The sequence below is a fragment of the Aminobacter sp. P9b genome, assembly GCF_045345995.1.
Taxonomy (GTDB): Bacteria; Pseudomonadota; Alphaproteobacteria; order Rhizobiales; family Rhizobiaceae; genus Aminobacter; species Aminobacter niigataensis.
This window is the reverse complement of record NZ_CP150082.1, coordinates 3283463-3303191: the sequence shown is the minus strand read 5'-3', so window position 1 is coordinate 3303191 and position 19729 is coordinate 3283463. Positions and strand designations below refer to the sequence as shown.

Below are 19729 nucleotides of genomic sequence, written 5' to 3'. Positions count from 1 at the left end.
GAACACGTTGACGCGGCGATGGCACGAGCGCTACAAGCGCGCCACAAAGGTGCTTGGGCAAGATCCGTCAGTGTCTCCTCTCAACCGAGATGGCGCACTAGTGCGCGTAAACTTCCCAATCCCTTGGAGGGATGGCCGAGCGGTTTAAGGCACCGGTCTTGAAAACCGGCGTGGGCGCGAGTTCACCGTGGGTTCGAATCCCACTCCCTCCGCCACTTCGGTGGCCACGCTAGAGAGCGACCAGTACCGCTATTCCAACATGACGATGGCTTCGACCTCGAAGAGCATGGGGTCGATGGCAAGCTTGGGGACGGGAACCAGGGTCTGCGCCGGCAGTGTCTCGCCGAACATTTCCTTGACGTTCCTGGTCAGCACCTCGAGCTTGGACATGTCGTGATCGACCACGAACACCGTGAGCTTGGCAACCTGATCCGGCCTGGCACCGAGGGCATCGATGGCACTGCGCAAATTCGCGTAGGCCTGCTTCACCTGGACAGCGAAGTCGGGCGACAAGGCTCCCGTGCTGTCCTGGCCGCCCTGTCCTGAGATGTAAGCCATCTTGGCTCCGCCCGGCACGATCACCGCCGTGCTGTAGCCGTTTGGCGACGGGTCGTAGAGATTTTTTGGATTGACGATGGACAGCTTGAACTCATTCGCTGTCGTCGCGGTGGGAACTCCTGCGGGCATGATGATTAGGCCTCCGATAAGCAGATGCTTGACTGCTCGTGACATGGTTCTTTTCTCTTGGCTCTGCTGGCTGCGGGCAACGTACCTACGCAGCCGGCATGATCGAACTTTCGCCATCGCCATAGGATGACTCGTACACTGTGCGATTCATTATGTGGTACGACGTACGAGTCAACCACTCAGGATCGACATTCCTGACGTCGCCTGCCAAAATCGCGGTTCCGACAGTGAGGAATACGAATGGCAGCCAAACGTAGCGGCGCCCAGAGCAAAAGGTCTCAACGGACACGTGAGTCGCCCCAGCCCGTGCAGGCGCCGCGCAGTGAACCGTCTCTCTCCAGAGAACGGATCGTGGCCACCGCGGTAGAATTGCTGGACGCGGAAGGAATCGGCGGATTGTCGATGCGTCGGCTGGCTGATCGCCTCGGCTCGGGCGCGATGAGCCTGTATTGGCACGTCGACAACAAAGAGAAGGTCTTCGATCTGGCGCTCGACTCGGTGCTCGAATATCGCGGACCGCCGCAAACCGGAGAGCCTCGAAACTGGCGCGGCGAAGTCGTCCACATGCTCGAAGACTGGCGCGCCAGCATGCTGCGCCATCCCTGGTCGGCATCGCTGTTGCCGCGCCGGGCGCTCGGCCCGAACATCCTTGGTCGCCTGGAACTGCTGAGCAAGATCTTGTCCCGAGCCGGCGTAGCGGATGCAGATTTGAACGTCGCGATATGGTCGCTCTGGAACTATGTGATGGGCGCCACCGTCACCCGGGCGAGCTTCGAGCTCTCGGATGACGACAGGGCCGTCGCGCAGCAGCGCCTTACACGCCTCAGCGAAAGCTACCCGACAATCGAACGTTCCCGTCTGCTGTTGGACAGTGATTGGGATGGCGCCTTCAGCAAAGGCCTCGACTTCATGCTTGACGGCTTCGCCGCGAGACAATGAACATTCTTCATCTCTCCGACGAGACGGTGCCCCTCAAGCCAACAGGCTCGCCACAATAACGCCGCAATCTCGCCCGTTTCGAACCACAGTCGATTAATACGCTGGCAAGAATTACCTGCGCACAAGTGGACGGGGATAACGTGCGCGAACTGTTTTTACATTTTTAGCGCAGCGGTGTTGCGATTCGACGAGCGGCGCTCGCTTGGTACTGGCAGGGGACCTGAGTAAAATGCAGAATTCGACGCGCACGCGTCTTGGTCGCGCAACCGCGATCAGCATTCTCGCGGCGACCGCTGTCTTCATTGCCGGCTGCGCATCGCAGCAGCCCAAGTCCGTGGCCAGCAAGAAGCGTTCGAAGGAATATTTCGCCGAATCCGAGTATGGCGTCAAAGCGAGCCCACGCGTCACGACCAAGTTGTCGGGGCTGCAGCGCGGCGGCGGCCGCGACCAGACCGGCAAGCCCTACAAGGTGCGGGGCAAGTGGTATTATCCCAAGGAAGACAAGGACTACGCCGCCGTTGGTGCCGCCTCCTGGTATGGCGACGCGTTCCACGGCCGGCTGACCGCCAATGGCGAAGTCTATGACATGACGAATCTGACGGCGGCGCATCCGACTATGCCACTGCCGAGCTATGCCCGTGTCACCAATTCCAAGAACGGCAGTTCGGTGATCGTGCGCGTCAACGACCGGGGCCCGTATTCCAATGGCCGCGTCATCGACCTTTCCAAGCGTGCGGCAGAGATGCTCGATTACGCCCACAGCGGCACGGCCAATGTGAAGGTCGAGTATGTCGGCCGGGCACCGCTCGACGGACAGGACGACCAGTATCTGCTCGCCTCCTACCGTCCGGGCAAAGGCATGGGCGATCCGATCAATGACGGCCTGCCGACCGGCGTGATGATTGCCATGAACGGCCCGACGCCAAGCGCGGCCGTGGGGCAGGCGACTGCCTTCCCTGGCGCCATGACGGATGCAGCACCCGCGGTGACCCTTGCCAGTGCGTCTGGCAACACGCTGGCTGCGCAAGCGGCACAATTCGACCAGCCGGTCATGACGGCACAGGGGCAGGGCATCATCGAAGTGGTGCTTCCCGATTTCGGGCCGATCGCTCCCGAGCGTCCCGATGCGACGATGCCGGTTCCGCAGACCCGCATGGCAATCGCCACCATGGGTTATGCCAGCGAGCGCGTCGGCGGTGCGGCAAAAGCCTTCGACGCACTCGAAGGCAAGGCCATGTCCTCAAGCGACATCGTCGATTCCTGGAAGCGCCTCAATCCTGGTCCACGTGCCGAACAGGACTTGGAAACCTACGTTGCCGCCGGCACTTTCGAAAACGGCGAGGAAGCACGGCGCGTTGCCAAGGCGCTGTCGGCCTATGGTCGCACCTTGGTCGAACAATCCGATTTCGAAGGCAAGACCTGGTATTCGGTCGACCTCTATCCGGATGGCAAGACATCGCTCGACGCAGCGCTCAAGGCGGCCTGGTCGCATGGTGCACCCGACGCCTTCGCCGTCCACGATTGACCGGATCTTCGGTGCGAGGACCTGTGGCTATCTGCCCGGCCACGGTTGATCCCATCGATTGAAGACTGATAGGTTCAAGGCGCTCGACCGGAATACGGGGCCGAACGGGGCAGTATCTTTCATGACCTTCAGACTATCCGCGCCGCTCACCTTGATGATCGGCCTTCTTGCGGCGCTTGCCTTCATCGGTCAGGCCCAGGCGCAACTGTTCGAGACCAAGGCCGCGCAGGCCTACATGATCGATGCCGAAACCGGCACGGTGCTGTTCTCGAAAGAGCCGGACAAGCCGATGGCGCCGGCCTCGCTGGCCAAGCTGATGACGATGGAGGTGGTGTTCAACGCCCTCAAGACCGGCCGCTACAAGCTCGACGACACATTTGCCGTCAGCGAGAACGCCTGGCGAACCGGCGGTGCGGCATCGCGGGCCTCGACCATGTTTGCCGCCGTCAGGTCGCAGATCCGCATCGAGGACCTGATCCAGGGCGTGACGGTGCAGCTCGCCAATGACGGCTGCATCATCCTGGCTGAAGGCATGGCTGGCTCAGAGGCTAATTTCGCCCTGCAAATGACGGAGCGTGCCCGCGAGATCGGCTTGGCGAAATCGACATTCGTCAATTCGACCGGCCTGCCGATGCCGGGCCAGACCACCAGCGTGCGCGAGTTGGCGCAACTCGGCCTGCACATCTGGCGCACCTATCCGGATTACTACCGTTACTACAGTCTGCCGGAATTTACCTGGAACAAGATCCTGCAGCGCAACCGCAATCCTCTGATCGCGATGGACATCGGCGCTGACGGCCTGGCCGCCGGCTTCACCGAAGGTGAGGGTTTCGCCATCGTAGGCTCGGTCAACCGCGAGGGGCGGCGGCTGTTTGCGGCCCTTGGCGGGCTCGCCAGCGACCGCGAGCGCTCGGAGGAAGCACGCAAGCTGCTCGATTGGGGCATGCGCGCCTTCGAGAAGAGCGAGATATTCGCGGCCAACGAAACCGTCGGCGAAGCCCAGGTGTTCGGCGGCGTGAAATCGCATGTGAAGCTGGTGGCGCAGAAGCCGATCTCGCTGTTCCTGCCGATCACCAATCGCGAGCGGCTTGTCGCCCGCATCGTCTACAACGGCCCCGTCGCGGCACCGGTGGCGCAGGGGACGCCCATCGGCGCGCTCAAGGTCTGGATCGGCGACACGCTGAGCCAGGAGACGCCGCTCTATGCCGCCGAATCCGTCGAGGTCGGCTCGCTGCAGAGCCGCGCCCTGGACGCGGTCAAGGAACTTGCCATCGGCTGGCTGCGATAGTCGGGTGGACCTTTGCGGCTCTCGACGCTAGAGCTTCGACACCTACATATGCCGTGAGGCCGTTCGTTCGGTTGAACTTGCGATACGGCGAACAGAAAGGCTTTGGAGTGGCGCGCGGCTTCTTCATCACATTCGAAGGCGGCGAGGGCGCGGGCAAGTCGACGCAGATCGAGCGCCTGGCCACCAAGCTGCGCGACAAGCGCTACGACATCATAGTCACGCGGGAACCCGGCGGCTCGCCAGGTGCGGAGGCGGTGCGACACGTGCTGCTGTCGGGTGCAGCCGAGCCCTTCGGGCCGGAAATGGAGGCGCTGCTGTTTGCAGCCGCCCGTTCCGATCATGTCGAGCAGGTGATCCGTCCGGCCGTCGAGCGCGGCGCCATCGTGCTCTGCGATCGCTTTCTCGATTCCTCGCGCGTCTACCAGGGCGTGACAGGCAACCTCGACCCAGACTTCATGACGGCCGTCGAGCGCGTCGCGATCAACGGCATGATGCCTGACATGACGCTGATCCTCGACCTCGACCCGGTGGAAGGGCTGCGGCGGGCCACCGCACGGCGCGGGCAGGATGTCGCCGACCGCTTCGAGAAGGAGACGGTCGACATCCACCAGCGCCGGCGCAACGCCTATCTGGCGATCGCCGAGAACGAACCGGACCGCTGCGTGGTGATCGATGCCGCGAAGGACCAGGAAAAGGTCGAACACGCGATCACCGATGCGGTGTTTGCAGCGCTCGAGGCGCGTGCATCGGCAGGCAGCCGGGCGAGGGCGGACGCCTGATGTTCGAGCGCATCGCTCCCGAGCAGCACGACACGCTGGACGGCATTCCGGAGCCGGCGGAGAATCCGCATCTGTTCGGGCACGAGCAGGCTATCGCGATGCTGACCGCAGCCTACCGCTCCGGCAAGCTGCCGCACGCGCTGATCCTCGCTGGCCCCGTCGGCATCGGCAAGGCGACACTTGCATTTCACCTTGCCCATCATCTGCTGCGACACCCCGACTACCTAAGCGCACCGGAAACGCTGGCCGATCCCGATCCGCGGTCGGGATCGTTCCGGCAGGTGGCAACCGGGGCGCATCCCGCGGTGCTGCACCTGACGCGGCCACAGAACGACAAGACCAAGGGTTTCAAGTCGGTCGTCACCGTCGACGAGATCCGCAAGGTGTCGCGCTTCCTGTCGATGACCTCGCATGACGGCGCCTACCGGGTCGTCATCGTCGATCCGGCCGACGACATGAACACCAATGCTGCCAATGCGTTGCTGAAGAATCTTGAAGAGCCGCCTGCACGCACGCTGTTCATCCTGATCGTGCATGCGCCGGGCAGCCTGTTGCCAACCATCCGTTCGCGCTGCCAGACTATTCGGTTGACGCCACTGGATGACCAAAGCCTGCTCTCGGCGCTTGCCGCCACCGACCAGCCGGCACCTGACGAGCCGGAAGCGCGCGCAGCGTTGGTCTTGCGGGCAGGGGGCAGTGCCCGCGCTGCGATCCTGCTCACCCAGTATGGCGGGCTGGAGATTGCCGAAGCACTGGACAAGATCGTGCAGTCGGGGCGTAACGACATCGGTGCCGCCCACCGGCTGGCCGATGCCGTGGCCGGCCGCGACAGCGCCATCCAGTTCGATATGTTCAATCGCCGGGCGCTGGACCTTCTTTCCGACACGGCGTCGCAGGCGGCGCGCGCCTCCGACCTTTCCCGGGCCAACCTTTTGTCCGATGCTTGGCACGATGCGCAAAACGCGATATCCGAGACTGAAACCTACAACCTCGACAAGAAGCAGCACGTCCTGGCCATGATCGACCGCTTGAATGCCGCGATGCGAATGTGACGCTCGTCCGAGCCGGGATGGCAATCGCCATGCCGATGCGTTATCTCACCGCGACCCTTTCATTCGACATTCATGACGGCCATCCATGTCCCGCGAAAAATTCTACATCACGACCGCGATCTCCTATCCCAACGGCAAGCCGCATATCGGCCATGCCTATGAGCTGATTGCCACCGACGCACTTGCCCGCTTCCAGCGCCATGACGGCAAGGACGTGTTCTTCCTTACCGGCACCGACGAGCACGGCATCAAGATGCTGCAGACGGCCAACCGGGAAGGCATCTCGGCGCGCGAGTTGGCTGATCGTAATTCCAATGAATTCAAGAATATGGCGACGCTTCTGAATGCGTCGAACGATGATTTCATCCGCACCACCGAAGAGCGCCACTATGCCGCCTCGCAGGCGATCTGGAAGGCGATGGCCGACCGCGGCGACATCTACAAGAGCAGCTATGCCGGCTGGTATTCGGTGCGCGACGAAGCCTATTACGGCGAAGAAGAGACCGAGGTCCGTCCCGACAACATCCGCTACGGCCCGCAGGGCACGCCGGTCGAATGGGTCGAGGAAGAGAGCTACTTTTTCCGGCTGTCGGCCTATCAGGACAAGCTGCTGGCGCTCTACGACAATCAGCCCGACTTCATCGGCCCCAACGAACGCCGCAACGAGGTTGCGAGCTTCGTCCGCTCGGGCCTGAAGGACCTGTCGATCTCGCGTACAACGTTCGACTGGGGCGTGCCGGTGCCGGGAGACGACAAGCACGTGATGTATGTCTGGGTCGATGCGCTGACCAACTACATCACCGCCCTTGGCTATCCCGACACCAACGCCGAGAAGTGGGCCTACTGGCCTGCCGTGCACATCATCGGCAAGGACATCGTGCGTTTCCATGCCGTGTACTGGCCGGCGTTCCTGATGTCTGCCGGCATCGAATTGCCCAAGCGCGTGTTCGGCCACGGCTTCCTGTTCAACCGCGGCGAGAAGATGTCAAAGTCGCTCGGCAACGTCGTAGACCCGTTCACCATGGTCGAGCACTACGGCCTCGACCAGGTGCGCTATTTCCTGCTGCGCGAAGTGCCGTTCGGCCAGGATGGCAGCTACAGCCATGAGGCGATCGTCAACCGCACCAATGCCGATCTTGCCAACGACCTCGGCAATCTGGCGCAGCGCTCGCTGTCGATGATCGCCAAGAACTGCAATGGCGTGGTGCCACAGCGCGGCGAACTGGCAGACGCCGACAATGCCATCCTCGACCAGGCAACCGCAGCACTGGCCACGGCACGCAAGGCAATGGCGGAGCAGGGGATCCACCACGCGCTTGCGGCGATCTTCGCCGTGGTCGCGGAAGCCAACCGCTATTTTGCGGCACAGGAGCCGTGGGCGCTGAAGAAGACCGACCCGGCGCGCATGGAAACGGTGCTGTGGACGACGGCCGAGGTGATCCGCCGCGTCGGCATCATGTGCCAACCCTTCATTCCCGGGTCGGCATCGAAGCTGCTCGACCTGCTTGCCGTGACCGACCGGGATTTTGTTCACGTCGATGCTGTGCATGCGCTGGTCTCGGGTGCGCCCTTGCCGGCCCCCCAGCCGGTGTTCCCGCGCTATGTCGAGCAGGCAACGGAAAACTGAGGCTGTCGAAAAATGCTGGTCGACAGTCACTGCCATCTCGACTTTCCTGATTTCGCCGAGGAGCGCGCGGATATCATCGCGCGCGCCAAGGCGGCCGGCGTCGAGCGCATGGTCACCATCTCGACACGCGTGAAGCGTTTCGAGCAAGTGCTTGCGATTGCTGCGGAATATGACGAGGTCTATTGCTCGGTGGGGACCCATCCGCACAATGCCGATGAGGAACTCGACGTGACCGCGGCCGATCTCGTCAGGCTGTCGGCACATCCGAAAGTAGTGGCCATCGGCGAGGCGGGTCTCGACTATCACTACGACAAGTCGCCCCGCGACGCACAGGCACAGGGTCTGCGGGTCCATATCGCGGCTGCGCGCGAGACCGGATTGCCGCTGGTCATCCACGCCCGCAGCGCCGACGAGGACATGGCGGCGATCCTCAGGGAAGAAACCGGGAAGGGCGCGTTCCCCTTCATCCTGCACTGCTTTTCCTCAGGCGCGAAGCTTGCACGCGTGGGTGTCGAGCTTGGCGGCTACGTCTCGTTCTCGGGCATCGTGACCTTCAAGAATTCCGGCGAGCTGCGCGACATCGCCAAGGACGTGCCGCGTGACCGTCTTCTGGTCGAAACCGACGCACCGTACCTTGCGCCGATCCCGCATCGCGGCAAGCGCAACGAGCCGGCCTACGTCGCCAACACGGCCGCCGTGCTCGCCGAGACCATTGGCGTAAGCACTGACGAGATGGCCGAGATCACGACGACCAACTTCTTCAGGCTGTTCACCAAGATGCCAAGGCCGGCCTGATGCCGGATACGCTGCGCCTCACCATTTTGGGCTGCGGCTCGTCGCCAGGCACGCCGCGCATCACCGGCGACTGGGGCGCCTGCGATCCCACCAATCCGAAGAATCGGCGCACACGCGCGGCCGCGATGGTCGAGCGCATTTCGGCTTCCGGCACCACACGCGTGATCATCGATACCGGACCGGATTTCCGCACCCAGATGCTGGCCGCCGGCGTCAGCCACATCGACGCCGTGGTCTACACGCATCCGCATGCCGACCATATCCACGGTATCGACGATCTCCGGGGCTATGTGCTCGAGCGCCGCAGCCTGGTCGACATTTTTGCCGACGATTTTACGCTCGAGCGGCTGAAACTGGCCTTCGGCTACTGCATCGAAACGCCGCCAGGAAGCTCGTATCCGCCGATCGTGCGGCCAACCGTGATCGAGCACGACAAGCCGTTCGCCATAGTGGGAGAGGGGGGCCCCTCACCTTTTTGCCGCTGCCGCAGACCCATGGCGACATCGTTTCGCTCGGTTTCCGCGTCGGGCCAGTCGCCTATTGCTCGGATGTCAGCGACTTCCCGGATGCAACTGCGGCGCTGATGAAGGGACTGGATCTCCTGGTGGTCGACGCGCTGCAGCACAAGCCCCATGTCAGCCATCTGTCGCTGTCGGAGGCGCTCGACTGGATCGAGCGGCTGAAGCCCAGGCGCGCGGTGCTGACCCACATGCACGTGCCGCTGGACTACGCGGCGGTAATGTCGGCCACGCCGGCGCATGTCGAACCGGCCTATGACGGCATGACGATAGAAGTGCCATATATTTCAATGTGATATCAATGACAGATAAGGTCGATCAGAAGAGAGTCGTGAGCGGTATTTTCGTCGCCATCCCATTTCTGCTGGTTCTTACCTTCGACCATGTCTGGAACCAACCCGACGCGGCATTCGTCGCCGGATGGCTGATGTTGGCGTTGCTGCCGTTGCTGGCGGTTGCGTACCAGTGCGCTCTCAGTCTTGCGCGCTCACTACGCTTGAGCACGGCAGATAGGAGCCTCGATACAGTCTTCTGGATCGTCTTCCTCGTGCTTCCTTCGGTTCTGTGGGGCACCATCTGGGTATGCTCGTATTTGTGGTACCTCCTGACCGCGCCACATCTGCTTGTTCCATAATATCTCTTATGCGACTATCGTAATGTAGGTGGGGGTTGCCCTGATCTGCAGCACCCAGAGATCAAAAAGCCGCGTCGTAGTCTACAACCACACCACCAGTCCCCGGTCTCGACTGGCAAGTGAGCACCAAGCCCGCCTCCCGTTCCCAAGGATCGAGAACAGCGTCAGGGACAGTGTCGGCCGATCCATCAACTATCTTTGCGACGCAGGAACCGCACGTGCCACCGCCGCAGGAGTATGGCACCTTGACGCCGGTCCGGCGGGCAGCGTCGACAATGGTTTCCGCCGGGCGCGCGCTGATGACGAAGCTGCGCCCACCTAGTCGGATCTCGATTTGCCGGGATGAATCCTCGGCCTCCTGTGAGGCATTCGGCGAAGCCTTCACTGGAGCGGCCGCGGCATGGAAAGATTCAGCGTGGATCTTGCTCGGCGCAAGGCCAGCCGCATGTAGCGATGCGCTCAGATGCGCAACCATTTCGGGCGGCCCACATAGCAGCGCGTGATCTATGGCTGAAATCGGCACGGCGCATTCGCCAAGGATGGCGGCAAGCTTGCCGCCATCAATTCTACCCTGCAGCAGCCCTGCCCGATCCGGCTCGCGCGAGAGAACATGGCGCACCAAGAGCCGGGGTGCGAAGTCCTTGGCAAGCTTGTCTATCTGGCTTCGAAAGAGGATGTCCCGCTGTTTCCGGTTACCGCAGACGAGGACAAACTGACTGTCGGGCTCGCGGGCAAGCACCGTCCTGGCTATCGACAGAACCGGGGTGATGCCGGACCCGACGACGACGGCAAGGAAGACACGACCCTTTTTCCGCGCCGGCGGCACAATGAAGCGGCCTCTGGGCTCCATCACGCCAAGGATGCCGCCAGCGGTCAGGCTGCGATTGGCGAAAGACGAGAAACGTCCACCCTCGACCTGTTTCACCGCCACCCGGATCTCGCCGTCGTCCAATCCCGAACAGATCGAATAGGAGCGCCTTACCCGCTCGCCTTCAATCTCGGCTTCCAAGGTGAGGTATTGGCCGGGGGTAAAGACAAAACGTCCCGCAAGTGCCCTGGGAATGTCGAAGACGAGAGAAACCGCATCCGCCGTTTCACGGCGGACTTGGCTCAGGGTCAATCTGTGCAGCATGTTGGCAACCATTGCTGTCGAGGTGAAGCGGCCATAGGCCGCCCTCGCCCCGAGCATCCAGCACTCTCTCAGGCAGTTTCTTTGGACGCGAGCCTCGCATATCCCCTGCTCGGCCGCTGCCACTGCGGGGCTACGGCTGGACGTTCGCCGGTAATAAGGTGCCGCATATTGGCCAGATATACCCCCACGAACGCGGCTGTTTGGGTCTCCAACGCCGTGTAGGGTCCGGGCCTGTAAGCCCTGGAGGTAACGCCCTCGGCATTGTGTTCGGTGATCGTCTTGTCTTGCGCGGTCGTCACGTCCCACATCCACGTAATGGCATCGGTGTCGATGTCGGCGTCTGCATCCTTGTCGACCAGCCATGTCAGGACGACGTCGGTTTCCGTGGCACTGCGCGGTATCATCTGGAACAGGGTGACGTAATCGTTCGCCGAACTTACGAATGATAGCCGGCCAAGCAGGAACCCGGTTTCGCCACCATCATAGGAGGTGCGCCCCCCCATCAGGCACGAGACGGGCTGGCCGTCGTCGGAAAGAGTCATGCGGCCAGGACCAATTGGCTTGCGGTACATGCCGAACGGCGCTGTGTCGATATCTCCGGATTCCCATGCGCCCTTGTTGAATTCGGTGTCACCAATGACGCTATGCCAGGCTTCGAGTTCTTCCTGCCATTGAACTGCCTTGTCTTCGTCCCGCATGGCCGTGACCTTCACATGGGCGTTGACCCTGAAGTATTCCGGATGCGCAGGCCGGCAGTGATAGCACTCGGTGAAGTTCTCGAGCACCAGCTTCCAATTGGCCTTGGTGGGATACGTCTTGCGGGCTGCAATGCGCGCCCGGTCGATGCCGTTCTGGCGCAATCCGTCTATCAGCGCATCGGCGACAGGCTGGACATCCGGCAGGCTGGTTTCGTCAAGCCCGCACAACACGAGGCCGCCGATGCATTTCGTCGGGACGCGATGCAGGCCGAGCGCTTCGGGGTCGACATCCGCCGGAACATCCTGCCGGGTCTGCAATTCCCCGGTCAGCCTGAAGGACCAGGCGTGATACGGGCAGACCAGCAGCCTGCTGCGACCATCCTCAGTGCACAGGCGTGAGCCACGATGGGTGCAGACATTGTAGTAGGCCGCGATGTCTTCTTCGCCGTCGCCGAAACGAACGACGATGATTTCCTCGTCGAAGAGCTTTCGCACGATGTAGCGCCCCTTCTCCGGCACCTCGCTGGCATGAGCCACCAGCGACCATTCCCGTGGGAACAACAATTCGCGCTCCAGCTCGAAGATGGCAGGGTCGACATAAAACGGCTGCTCCAGCGACCAGTTGGGGCGGCTGCGATCGATCAACCCGACGATCTTGGCGCGGTCAGGGTGAAGTCCGTTTGTTGTTGCACCTGACACCAGGGAACTCCTTCGATCTGAGCTAATCATGACTATTAGTCAGGAAATTGCGATACAAGGCCCTGGATTGCAAATATGTAAGTAGCATTCTATCATAACAAAAAGATATTGAGCGCGAGGCGAGCCGGCAGCCAACCATGAAGACACTGAAGACCTCGCTGCCGCTTCTCAATGCAATGGTCGTGTTTGAATCGGCCGCACGAAATGGCGGGCTCACAACGGCAGCGGAAGAGCTCAACATCGCGCAGTCAGCGGTCAGTCGGCATGTCGCCAACCTCGAGCGCCAATTGTCGGTCACCCTTTTCACGCGCAAGGGAAACCGGGTCTTCCTGACCGATGCCGGCAGCACGCTCGCCGAGGCGATCCGCGACGGGCTGGGCACCATACGTGAGGCGGTGGAGCGACTGCAGGCCCCGGATCGGGACACATTTGTGGTCGGCAGCAGCTTTGACATAGCGCAAATGTGGCTCATGCCCCGGTTCGATCTGGTCGCGTCGCGTATCCCCAACGGCCAGGTGATGTTGTTGACATCCAACGACTACAAGGACTTCGACCAACCCGACGTGGCACTGTCGATACGCTTTGGAACACCTGAGGAATGGCCGGGACTGGTTGCCAGGAAACTGTTCGACGGCGAGTGGTTTCCGGTCTGCTCGCCGGCCTTTCTTGAGCGACATCCGCTGGCGTCGGAGGTTCCGCAAGCGTTCCTCGATATCCCGCTCTTGCACCTGATCACCCAACCAGGAGCCGTCGACAGCTGGCAGTCGTGGATTGGCACCGAACGGCCCCTCGATGGCCCGCGATTCACCAGCTATCTGTCGATGATGCATGAGACCATCGCCGGTCGGGGTGCTGCCCTTGCGTGGGCGGGCTTCGTCGAACAACACCTGCGGCTTGGTCAGTTGGTGCGCCTGACCAGCACGTCGCGGCGGCACCACAGTTCATTCTACATAGTGACGCGCACGAAAACGAGCCCGGCCATTCAGGCTGTCGTACAAGCGCTCATCGGTTCCGTGGCAGACCAAACACCGCAAGGCTGAGGACTGCTCACGCCGCCAGCCGAGGCCGAATGAGTTGCGCAGCAACGTTTGCTGCGCAACTAGGGTCAGGCGGCGTCTGTCGGGTTATGCCTCCAGCCAGGCGCGCGATGCGATGTAGCCGTTCGACAGGTCGTTGCCGACATCGTGGACGTAGCCCTTGAGCTCCTTCGTCGCGGCAAGAAGGTGGTCGTTGAAGACCGGGGTGATCGAGCCGCCTTCATCGCGCACCATCACTGCCGCGGCATGATAAAGCTCCTTGCGCTTGGCCTCGTCGGCCTCGACGCGCGCTTGCTTGATCAGCTTGTCGAAGTCAGGCCGCTTGAAGTTGGTCTCGTTGGCAGGCGAGTCCGAAGTGTGCTCGGTCGAATACATCAGATCCTGGGACAGGCGGCTGCCGTAGTAGGACATGCAGAACGGTGCCGCGCGCCAGACATTGGTCCAGTAGCCGTCTGCAGGTTCGCGCTTCACTTCGATGGCAATGCCGGCCTTCTTGGCGCTTTCCTGATACAACAACGCTCCATCGACCGCGCCGGCATAGACCCCATCCGAGGTTCTGAGCACGATCGGCCCGTCATGACCGGACTTCTTGAAATGGAACGCAGCCTTGTCCGGATCGTAGCTGCGCTGCTCGATCTCGGCTGGGAAATACGGGTAGGTGGAATTGATCGGAAAATCGTTGCCGATCGTGCCGTAGCCGCCAAGGACGGTCTGCAGCATGGCCTCGCGGTCGATGGCATATTTGAGGGCAAGCCGCAGGTCGTTGTTGTCGAACGGTGCCTTGTCGACCTGCATCGGAAAGGTGTAGTGGCCGCGGCTCGGCGTGTTCAGGATCTGCACTCCCGGTGCTCGCTTGAGCAGCGGCACGGTCTTGGCGCTGACGCTGTTGATGAGGTGGACGCGCCCGGCTGAAACCGCTGCGATACGGGCGGTTGGGTCATTCATCGCGATGATCTCGAAGCTGTCGACATGGCCGCGCTCGCGCCAGTCGTTCTTGTTCTTCTCAAACAGCGCCCGCACGCCCGGCTCGAAACTGACCATCTTGTATGGCCCGGTGCCGACGCCCTCGCCCGGGTTGTCGTAGCCGCCGTTCGGCTGGATCACCAGGTGATAGGCCGTGAAGATCAGCGGCAAGTCGACATTGCTCTCGGAGAGCTTGACGACAAGATCGTTGCCGCTGCCCTCGATCGAGGTGATCGCCCGCAGAAAGCCGAGCGCGCCCGAACGCGACTTCTCATCGCTGTGGCGCTGCAGCGTTTTGACGACATCGTCGACAGTCAGCTTCTTGCCGTTGTGGAACTGGACGTCGTTGCGGATCTTGAAGGTCCAGGTCTTGGAATTGTCCGAGGATTCCCAGCTCTCGGCGATGGAAGGTATAGCCTTGCCGGTCACCGGATCGCTTTCGACCAGATGGTCGCCGAAGCTGCGGGCAAGGCAGAAGGCGATGGCACTGATGTAGGCGGCTGGGTCAAGCGAGATCCGTCGATGACCCGCCATCGAGCCCAAGCTTGAGATGTCCGCCCTTGACCGGCGTGCCTGCCTGCTCGGTTTGTGCCCATGCACCGCCCATTCCGCTGCCCAGCAGCAGGCCCGCACCGATCGAGCCCTTGAGGAAGTCGCGGCGGCTTGCCGCGAGATCCATTCCGAAAAGTCCTGATTTCTTCATTGCTCTCCCCTATTTGATCTGTCGAAATTCAACTGGATAGGTTCAGCGCGGGCCCTGCAGCGGGCACGCGGCTTTGACACGCGAACTGGTCTGCCTATTTCCAGACCTGCCGCGCCAAGCGCAGGAAATTCCCGCCCAGGACACCGCGCACGGTCTCGTCGGCATGTCCGCGCCGGAGAAGGATCTCGGTCATCTCGGCAAGCTGCGCAGGCTCGGCATAGACGGTGGGTGTCGTGCCGTATCCCTCGCTCAGCGGCCAGAACTGAGGATTTGCCGCCAGAATCTCCTGGATACCCGCCATGTCCACCGGGAAAGCGTAGTCGAGGCCTATGCCGACATGAGCCGGTCCGGCGACGTCGAGCAGATATTCGACGTGGTCGGCCAGGCTGTCGGAACTGGCCTTGTCGTCGCCCAGGAACTTGCTGAGACCGACGATGCCGACGATGCCGCCCGTCTTGGCGCATGCCCTGATCTGATCGTCGGTGATATTGCGGCCATGGCCACACAGCGCCTTGGGATTGGAATGCGAAAAGATGACCGGCCGGTCGGAATACTCCATCACATCCATGGTGGTGCGGTGGCCGCAATGGGTCACATCGACGAACATGCCGAGACGGTTCATCTCGTCGATCACCTGCCGGCCGAAAGCTGTCAGGCCACTGTCGTCGTCGTGGCAGCCACCGCCGGCCAGATTGTTGCGATTGTAGGCGAACAGCATCTGGCGGACACCGAGGTGATGGTAGAACTCGACCATCTCGATGCGGCCGTCGAGTGCGTTCATGCCCTCGAGGTCGAAGGTGATGGCGAGCTTGCCCTGCGCCTTGGCCTGCAGTGCCTCGTCGGCGCTTGTCACCAGCGTGTAGTGCTCGGGATGGGCGTTGATCCAGCGACGGAAAGCAGCCAGCGTCCTGACTGTGTCCTGCCACGACATCAGGTCGAAGCCGACATCGATGGACAGATAGTTGATGCCGGCGTCGCGCCAGATCTGGAGATTGTTCAGGTCAGCAACCGGGTCGGGCATGAAGCCGGAATGGGTGTCCCAGACAAGGGCGTCGGCATAGAGCTTCCTGGCCCGTTCGCTGATGGTTATCTCAGTCATGATCTCTCCAATTCCATGGCCGCGCCGGGCACCTGGGTGACGACGCGGCGTCCGTCCAAAACACGTTCCAACCAGCCTATTTCCATTTCGGGCACCGACCTGAGCAGCAGGTCGGTGTAGTCGTCGAAGGGGGGCGACAGCACCGCAGACTTGACGCCTTCGCGCACCACCTTGCCGCGATGCATGACCGCGACACGGTCGGCAATGGCGCGAACGATGGCGATGTCGTGGGTGATGAACAGGTAAGAAACCGCCGTCTCTTCCTGCAGGCGCAGCAGGAGCTTCAAGATGCCCTCGGCCACCAGCGGATCGAGCGCCGAGGTCGGCTCGTCGCAAAGGATCAGCTCAGGCTTGGCGGCAAGCGCCCGAGCTATGGCGATGCGCTGTTTCTGGCCGCCCGACAGCTCGGCTGGGAAGCGATCGAGGAACTGCGGTCCCATCTCGATCTGGTCGAGCAGTTCCTTGACCCGCTCGGTCTTGGCCTTGCCACGCATGCCGAAATAAAGCGTCAGCGGACGGCCGACGATGTCGCGGATCTTCTGCCGCGGGTTCATCGCCGTATCGGCCATCTGGTAAATCATCTGGATGCGCCGCAACTGCTCACGTGAGCGGTCCTTGCGCGCTGGCGGTAAAGCTGCCCCGTTGAATGAGACCGTCCCTGCCTTCGGTTGCAGGAGGCCTGTTATGACGCGGGCAAGCGTGGATTTGCCCGAACCGGATTCGCCGACGACGGCAAGCGTCTGCCCCTTGGGCAGGATCAGGGAAACATCGTGCAGGACATCCATCGCCGAGTAGCCGGCGGTCATCCCCGCGACGCGCAGCTGTGCGTCGTCCGAGGGTAGCGCCTCCTGCCGCATGGTCTGGCGGATGCTGACCAAGGCTTTGGTGTAGTCTTCACGCGGCGCTTCGATGATCTGCCGCGTCGAGCCGTATTCCACCGTCTTGCCATGGCGCAGCACCATGATGTCGTCGGAAATCTGCGCCACCACGGCAAGATCATGCGTGATGTAGAGCGCTGCCGTCTGCGTCTCGACAATGGCATGCTTGATCGCGGCGAGAACCTCGATCTGGGTGGTGACATCAAGTGCCGTGGTCGGCTCGTCGAAAACGATGAGCTCCGGGTTCGCGCACAGCGCCATCGCGGTCATGGCCCGCTGGAGCTGACCCCCGGAGACCTGGTGCGGGAAACGTTCGCCGAAGGTATCGGGGTCGGGCAGGCCGAGAATGTCGAAGAGATAGGCCGCCCGCTTCGTCGCCTCCGCCCGCGTCATGATGCCGTGGCGGATGCTCGCCTCGATCACCTGCCGACCGAGCTTGTGGGCAGGATTGAACGCGGCGGCCGCCGACTGCGCGACATAGGCGACGCGCGCGCCGCGAACGGCACGGATGCCGCGCAAGCCAAGCTTGGCGATGTCCTGTCCGTCGAGCAGGATCTGCCCGCCCTCTATGCGCACCCCGCCCCTGCCATAGGCCAGGGCCGACAGCCCGATCGTCGACTTGCCGGCACCCGACTCGCCGATGAGACCGAGAACCCTGCCCTTGCCGACGTCGAAGGACACATCGTCGACCAGCACCAGATTGGTCGCGGTGCCATCGGGCTGGCGCGCGGTGACCTCGATACGCAGGTTCTTGACGGACAGCATCTCAGGCATTGTCGCGCGCGCCCTTCAGGCTGGACGTGGTGTTGATCAGCCAGTCGACGACGAGGTTCACGCAGACGACCAGGAAGGCGATCGCGGCACCCGGCGTGAGCGACGCCGAAACACCGAAGATGATGCCGTCCTTGTTGTCCTTGACCATGCCGCCCCAGTCGGCAATCGGCGGCTGGATGCCGAGCCCCAGGAACGAGAGCGTCGACAAGAACAGGATCGAGAAGGCGAAACGCAGACCGAACTCGCCAAGCAGCGGCGCCAGCGTGTTGGGCAGGATCTCGCGGAAGATGATCCAGAGCTTGCCCTCGCCGCGCAGCCATGCGGCCTCGACGAAATCCATGACGCTGACATCGAGGGCGACGGCGCGGCCGACACGGTAGACCCGCGTCGAGTCGATCACGGCCATGACGGCGATCAGGATCCAGATGTTCTGTGGCAGGACCGCGAGCACGACCAGCGCCAGGATGAGCGCCGGGACCGACATCAAAAGATCGTTCAGCCGCGACAGCAACTGGTCGACCACGCCGCCAGAGACCACGGCGGTGAAGCTCAGGAACATGCCGATGGAAAACGAGATCACCGTTGCCGACAGTGCCACGAAAAGCGTTGCCCGCGCGCCATAGATCAGCCGTGACAGCAGATCGCGTCCAAGGTTGTCGGTGCCGAGCAAGAAGTCGCCGCCCATCGGCGCCCAGACTTCGCCGACGATGGCACTTTCATCATAGGGCGCGATGACAGGAGCGAAGATCGCGCAGGCAAAGACAAGCAATATGCCTGCAAGGCCGATCCGCGCGCTCATTGGCATTGATCGCAATGTCATCGTGGATGCCTCAGTCGCGGATTGGCCAGGATCGAGACGATGTCGGCGGCCATGTTCAGCACGATGTACAAGGCAGCGAAGATCAGCCCGCAGCCCTGGACGACAGGCATGTCGCGCATCGTCACGGCGTCCACCATGTACTGGCCGATGCCGGGGTAGACGAACACCACCTCGACGACGACCACACCGACGACGAGCGCGGCAAGATTGAGCGCAATCACGGTGACGACCGGCGCTATCGCATTGGGCGCGGCGTGCTCGGCAATGATGCGCAACGCCGAAAGCCCCTTGAGTTCGGCGGTCTCGACATAGGGCGAAGACATGACGTTCATGATCGCCGAGCGGGTCATGCGCATCATGTGCGCCAGCACCACGATCACAAGTGTCATCACCGGAAGGGCTATCGTCGCAAGCCGCTCGCCAAGACCCATGCCGTCATAGACGGTGGCCGGAAAGGAAGCGACGCCCAGTTGGACGGTGAAGAACTGGATCAGCAGGTAGCCGATGAAGAATTCGGGCAGCGAGATCGCGGCCAAAGACAGGATGCTGATGACCTTGTCGGGGATGCGGTTGCGGTAGAGCACCGCAATCATGCCAAGTGCCAGTGCCAGCGGGATTGCGATGATTGCTGCAACGCCGGCAAGCAGTAGCGAATTGCCAAGCCGCTTCCATATCTGGTCGCCGACCGAGTTGCGATTGGACCAGGAGGTACCGAAGTCGCCCTGGACGATGCCGCCGAGCCAACTGAGATAGCGCTCGGTCATCGGGCGATCGAGATCGAGCTCCTCGCGGATGTTGGCGATGGCCTGCGGGGTGGCGTCCTGCCCGAGATAGGTCGATGCGAAATCGCCCGGCAAGGCCTCGACGCCGCCGAAGATCAGCATCGATGCCGCGATCAGCAAGCCGAAGCCAAGGAGAATGCGGCGCACGACCATCTGGCCGAGCGAATTGCGCAGTAGAATCTGACGGGCAGACGCTACTGGCTTGCTTGAGACCGGCTCCTCGAGGGACGATGTCATCGTGCGCCCATGCCCTGCAGGCACGCGATCGATGTCGTATCCCTATCGGCACAGAAGTCCTTC

Annotated in this window: 16 protein-coding genes, 1 tRNA gene and 2 pseudogenes; 11 read left to right on the top strand and 8 right to left on the bottom strand. The window is 62.2% G+C overall.

Going from position 1 to position 19729, the window contains the following annotated elements:
* Positions 1–125: 125 nt before the first annotated feature.
* Positions 126–215, top strand: a tRNA-Ser gene (locus WHT83_RS16320).
* A gap of 34 nt (positions 216–249) precedes the next feature.
* On the opposite strand, the gene WHT83_RS16315 is transcribed toward WHT83_RS16320, so the two are convergent.
* Positions 250–732: a RidA family protein gene (locus WHT83_RS16315; protein WP_406873996.1), complete on the bottom strand. Its 483-nt coding sequence runs from the start codon at positions 730–732 to the stop codon at positions 250–252.
* Between the two features lie 195 nt (positions 733–927).
* Here WHT83_RS16315 and WHT83_RS16310 point away from each other — a divergent pair, with 195 nt between their 5' ends.
* The 9 genes and pseudogenes from WHT83_RS16310 to WHT83_RS16270 all read left to right on the top strand — a co-directional run bounded on the left by WHT83_RS16310 (position 928) and on the right by WHT83_RS16270 (position 9844).
* Positions 928–1626, top strand: coding sequence for a TetR/AcrR family transcriptional regulator (locus WHT83_RS16310; protein ID WP_406871756.1), 699 nt, complete (start codon positions 928–930; stop codon positions 1624–1626).
* Positions 1627–1855: 229 nt separating this feature from the next.
* A complete protein-coding gene (locus WHT83_RS16305; protein WP_318761682.1) occupies positions 1856–3151 on the top strand; it encodes a septal ring lytic transglycosylase RlpA family protein in 1296 nt (431 codons plus the stop codon).
* A gap of 154 nt (positions 3152–3305) precedes the next feature.
* The gene (locus WHT83_RS16300; RefSeq protein ID WP_406873995.1) at positions 3306–4439 is read left to right on the top strand and encodes a D-alanyl-D-alanine carboxypeptidase family protein; all 1134 of its coding nucleotides are present in this window, start codon (positions 3306–3308) and stop codon (positions 4437–4439) included.
* Between the two features lie 107 nt (positions 4440–4546).
* Positions 4547–5218 carry a dTMP kinase gene (gene tmk, locus WHT83_RS16295; RefSeq protein WP_406871755.1) on the top strand — a complete coding sequence of 224 codons (672 nt, stop codon included), beginning with the start codon at positions 4547–4549 and terminating at the stop codon, positions 5216–5218.
* Positions 5215–6270: a DNA polymerase III subunit delta' gene (locus WHT83_RS16290; protein ID WP_406873994.1), complete on the top strand. Its 1056-nt coding sequence runs from the start codon at positions 5215–5217 to the stop codon at positions 6268–6270. Before tmk ends, WHT83_RS16290 begins: the two co-directional genes overlap by 4 nt.
* An 85-nt stretch (positions 6271–6355) precedes the next feature.
* The gene (gene metG, locus WHT83_RS16285) at positions 6356–7897 is read left to right on the top strand and encodes a methionine--tRNA ligase (protein WP_406871754.1); all 1542 of its coding nucleotides are present in this window, start codon (positions 6356–6358) and stop codon (positions 7895–7897) included.
* A 12-nt stretch (positions 7898–7909) separates the two neighbouring features.
* Entirely contained in the window at positions 7910–8692 is a 783-nt protein-coding gene (locus tag WHT83_RS16280) for a TatD family hydrolase (protein WP_406871753.1), read from the top strand.
* Positions 8692–9506 (top strand): annotated as a pseudogene (locus WHT83_RS16275) (MBL fold metallo-hydrolase). Before WHT83_RS16280 ends, WHT83_RS16275 begins: the two are co-directional and overlap by 1 nt.
* A 35-nt stretch (positions 9507–9541) precedes the next feature.
* Positions 9542–9844: a hypothetical protein gene (locus WHT83_RS16270; protein ID WP_406871752.1), complete on the top strand. Its 303-nt coding sequence runs from the start codon at positions 9542–9544 to the stop codon at positions 9842–9844.
* Positions 9845–9905: 61 nt separating this feature from the next.
* Here the strand turns inward: WHT83_RS16270 and WHT83_RS16265 are convergent, their stop codons facing one another.
* Both WHT83_RS16265 and WHT83_RS16260 read right to left on the bottom strand, forming a co-directional pair.
* Positions 9906–11033: a 2Fe-2S iron-sulfur cluster-binding protein gene (locus WHT83_RS16265; RefSeq protein WP_406871751.1), complete on the bottom strand. Its 1128-nt coding sequence runs from the start codon at positions 11031–11033 to the stop codon at positions 9906–9908.
* A gap of 11 nt (positions 11034–11044) precedes the next feature.
* Positions 11045–12373 carry an SRPBCC family protein gene (locus WHT83_RS16260; protein ID WP_199914485.1) on the bottom strand — a complete coding sequence of 443 codons (1329 nt, stop codon included), beginning with the start codon at positions 12371–12373 and terminating at the stop codon, positions 11045–11047.
* A 137-nt stretch (positions 12374–12510) separates the two neighbouring features.
* Here WHT83_RS16260 and WHT83_RS16255 point away from each other — a divergent pair, with 137 nt between their 5' ends.
* Positions 12511–13413 carry a LysR family transcriptional regulator gene (locus WHT83_RS16255; RefSeq protein ID WP_406871750.1) on the top strand — a complete coding sequence of 301 codons (903 nt, stop codon included), beginning with the start codon at positions 12511–12513 and terminating at the stop codon, positions 13411–13413.
* A gap of 84 nt (positions 13414–13497) precedes the next feature.
* On the opposite strand, the pseudogene WHT83_RS16250 reads toward WHT83_RS16255, so the two are convergent.
* The 5 genes and pseudogenes from WHT83_RS16250 to WHT83_RS16230 all read right to left on the bottom strand — a co-directional run bounded on the left by WHT83_RS16250 (position 13498) and on the right by WHT83_RS16230 (position 19666).
* Positions 13498–15076 (bottom strand): annotated as a pseudogene (locus tag WHT83_RS16250) (ABC transporter substrate-binding protein).
* A gap of 94 nt (positions 15077–15170) precedes the next feature.
* Complete coding sequence (locus tag WHT83_RS16245) at positions 15171–16175, bottom strand: dipeptidase (RefSeq protein ID WP_318761697.1); 1005 nt, start codon at positions 16173–16175, stop codon at positions 15171–15173.
* Positions 16172–17827 carry an ABC transporter ATP-binding protein gene (locus tag WHT83_RS16240; protein WP_406871749.1) on the bottom strand — a complete coding sequence of 552 codons (1656 nt, stop codon included), beginning with the start codon at positions 17825–17827 and terminating at the stop codon, positions 16172–16174. The genes WHT83_RS16245 and WHT83_RS16240 overlap by 4 nt, the downstream gene beginning before the upstream one ends.
* Entirely contained in the window at positions 17820–18647 is an 828-nt protein-coding gene (locus tag WHT83_RS16235) for an ABC transporter permease (RefSeq protein WP_406871748.1), read from the bottom strand. The genes WHT83_RS16240 and WHT83_RS16235 overlap by 8 nt, the downstream gene beginning before the upstream one ends.
* The gene (locus tag WHT83_RS16230; RefSeq protein ID WP_406871747.1) at positions 18644–19666 is read right to left on the bottom strand and encodes an ABC transporter permease; all 1023 of its coding nucleotides are present in this window, start codon (positions 19664–19666) and stop codon (positions 18644–18646) included. The genes WHT83_RS16235 and WHT83_RS16230 overlap by 4 nt, the downstream gene beginning before the upstream one ends.
* Between the last annotated feature and the right edge of the window lie 63 nt (positions 19667–19729).

Bases quoted from the DNA above. Each gene is read 5' to 3' on its own strand.
- WHT83_RS16265 (WP_406871751.1), bottom strand. From the start codon at position 11,033: ATGCTCGGGGCGAGGGCGGCCTATGGCCGCTTCACCTCGACAGCAATG.
- WHT83_RS16235 (WP_406871748.1), bottom strand. From the start codon at position 18,647: ATGACATTGCGATCAATGCCAATGAGCGCGCGGATCGGCCTTGCAGGC.
- WHT83_RS16305 (WP_318761682.1), top strand. From the start codon at position 1,856: ATGCAGAATTCGACGCGCACGCGTCTTGGTCGCGCAACCGCGATCAGC.
- WHT83_RS16315 (WP_406873996.1), bottom strand. From the start codon at position 732: ATGTCACGAGCAGTCAAGCATCTGCTTATCGGAGGCCTAATCATCATG.
- WHT83_RS16310 (WP_406871756.1), top strand. From the start codon at position 928: ATGGCAGCCAAACGTAGCGGCGCCCAGAGCAAAAGGTCTCAACGGACA.
- WHT83_RS16300 (WP_406873995.1), top strand. From the start codon at position 3,306: ATGATCGGCCTTCTTGCGGCGCTTGCCTTCATCGGTCAGGCCCAGGCG.
- WHT83_RS16230 (WP_406871747.1), bottom strand. From the start codon at position 19,666: ATGACATCGTCCCTCGAGGAGCCGGTCTCAAGCAAGCCAGTAGCGTCT.
- metG (WP_406871754.1), top strand. From the start codon at position 6,356: ATGTCCCGCGAAAAATTCTACATCACGACCGCGATCTCCTATCCCAAC.
- WHT83_RS16280 (WP_406871753.1), top strand. From the start codon at position 7,910: ATGCTGGTCGACAGTCACTGCCATCTCGACTTTCCTGATTTCGCCGAG.
- WHT83_RS16240 (WP_406871749.1), bottom strand. From the start codon at position 17,827: ATGCCTGAGATGCTGTCCGTCAAGAACCTGCGTATCGAGGTCACCGCG.
- WHT83_RS16245 (WP_318761697.1), bottom strand. From the start codon at position 16,175: ATGACTGAGATAACCATCAGCGAACGGGCCAGGAAGCTCTATGCCGAC.
- WHT83_RS16255 (WP_406871750.1), top strand. From the start codon at position 12,511: ATGAAGACACTGAAGACCTCGCTGCCGCTTCTCAATGCAATGGTCGTG.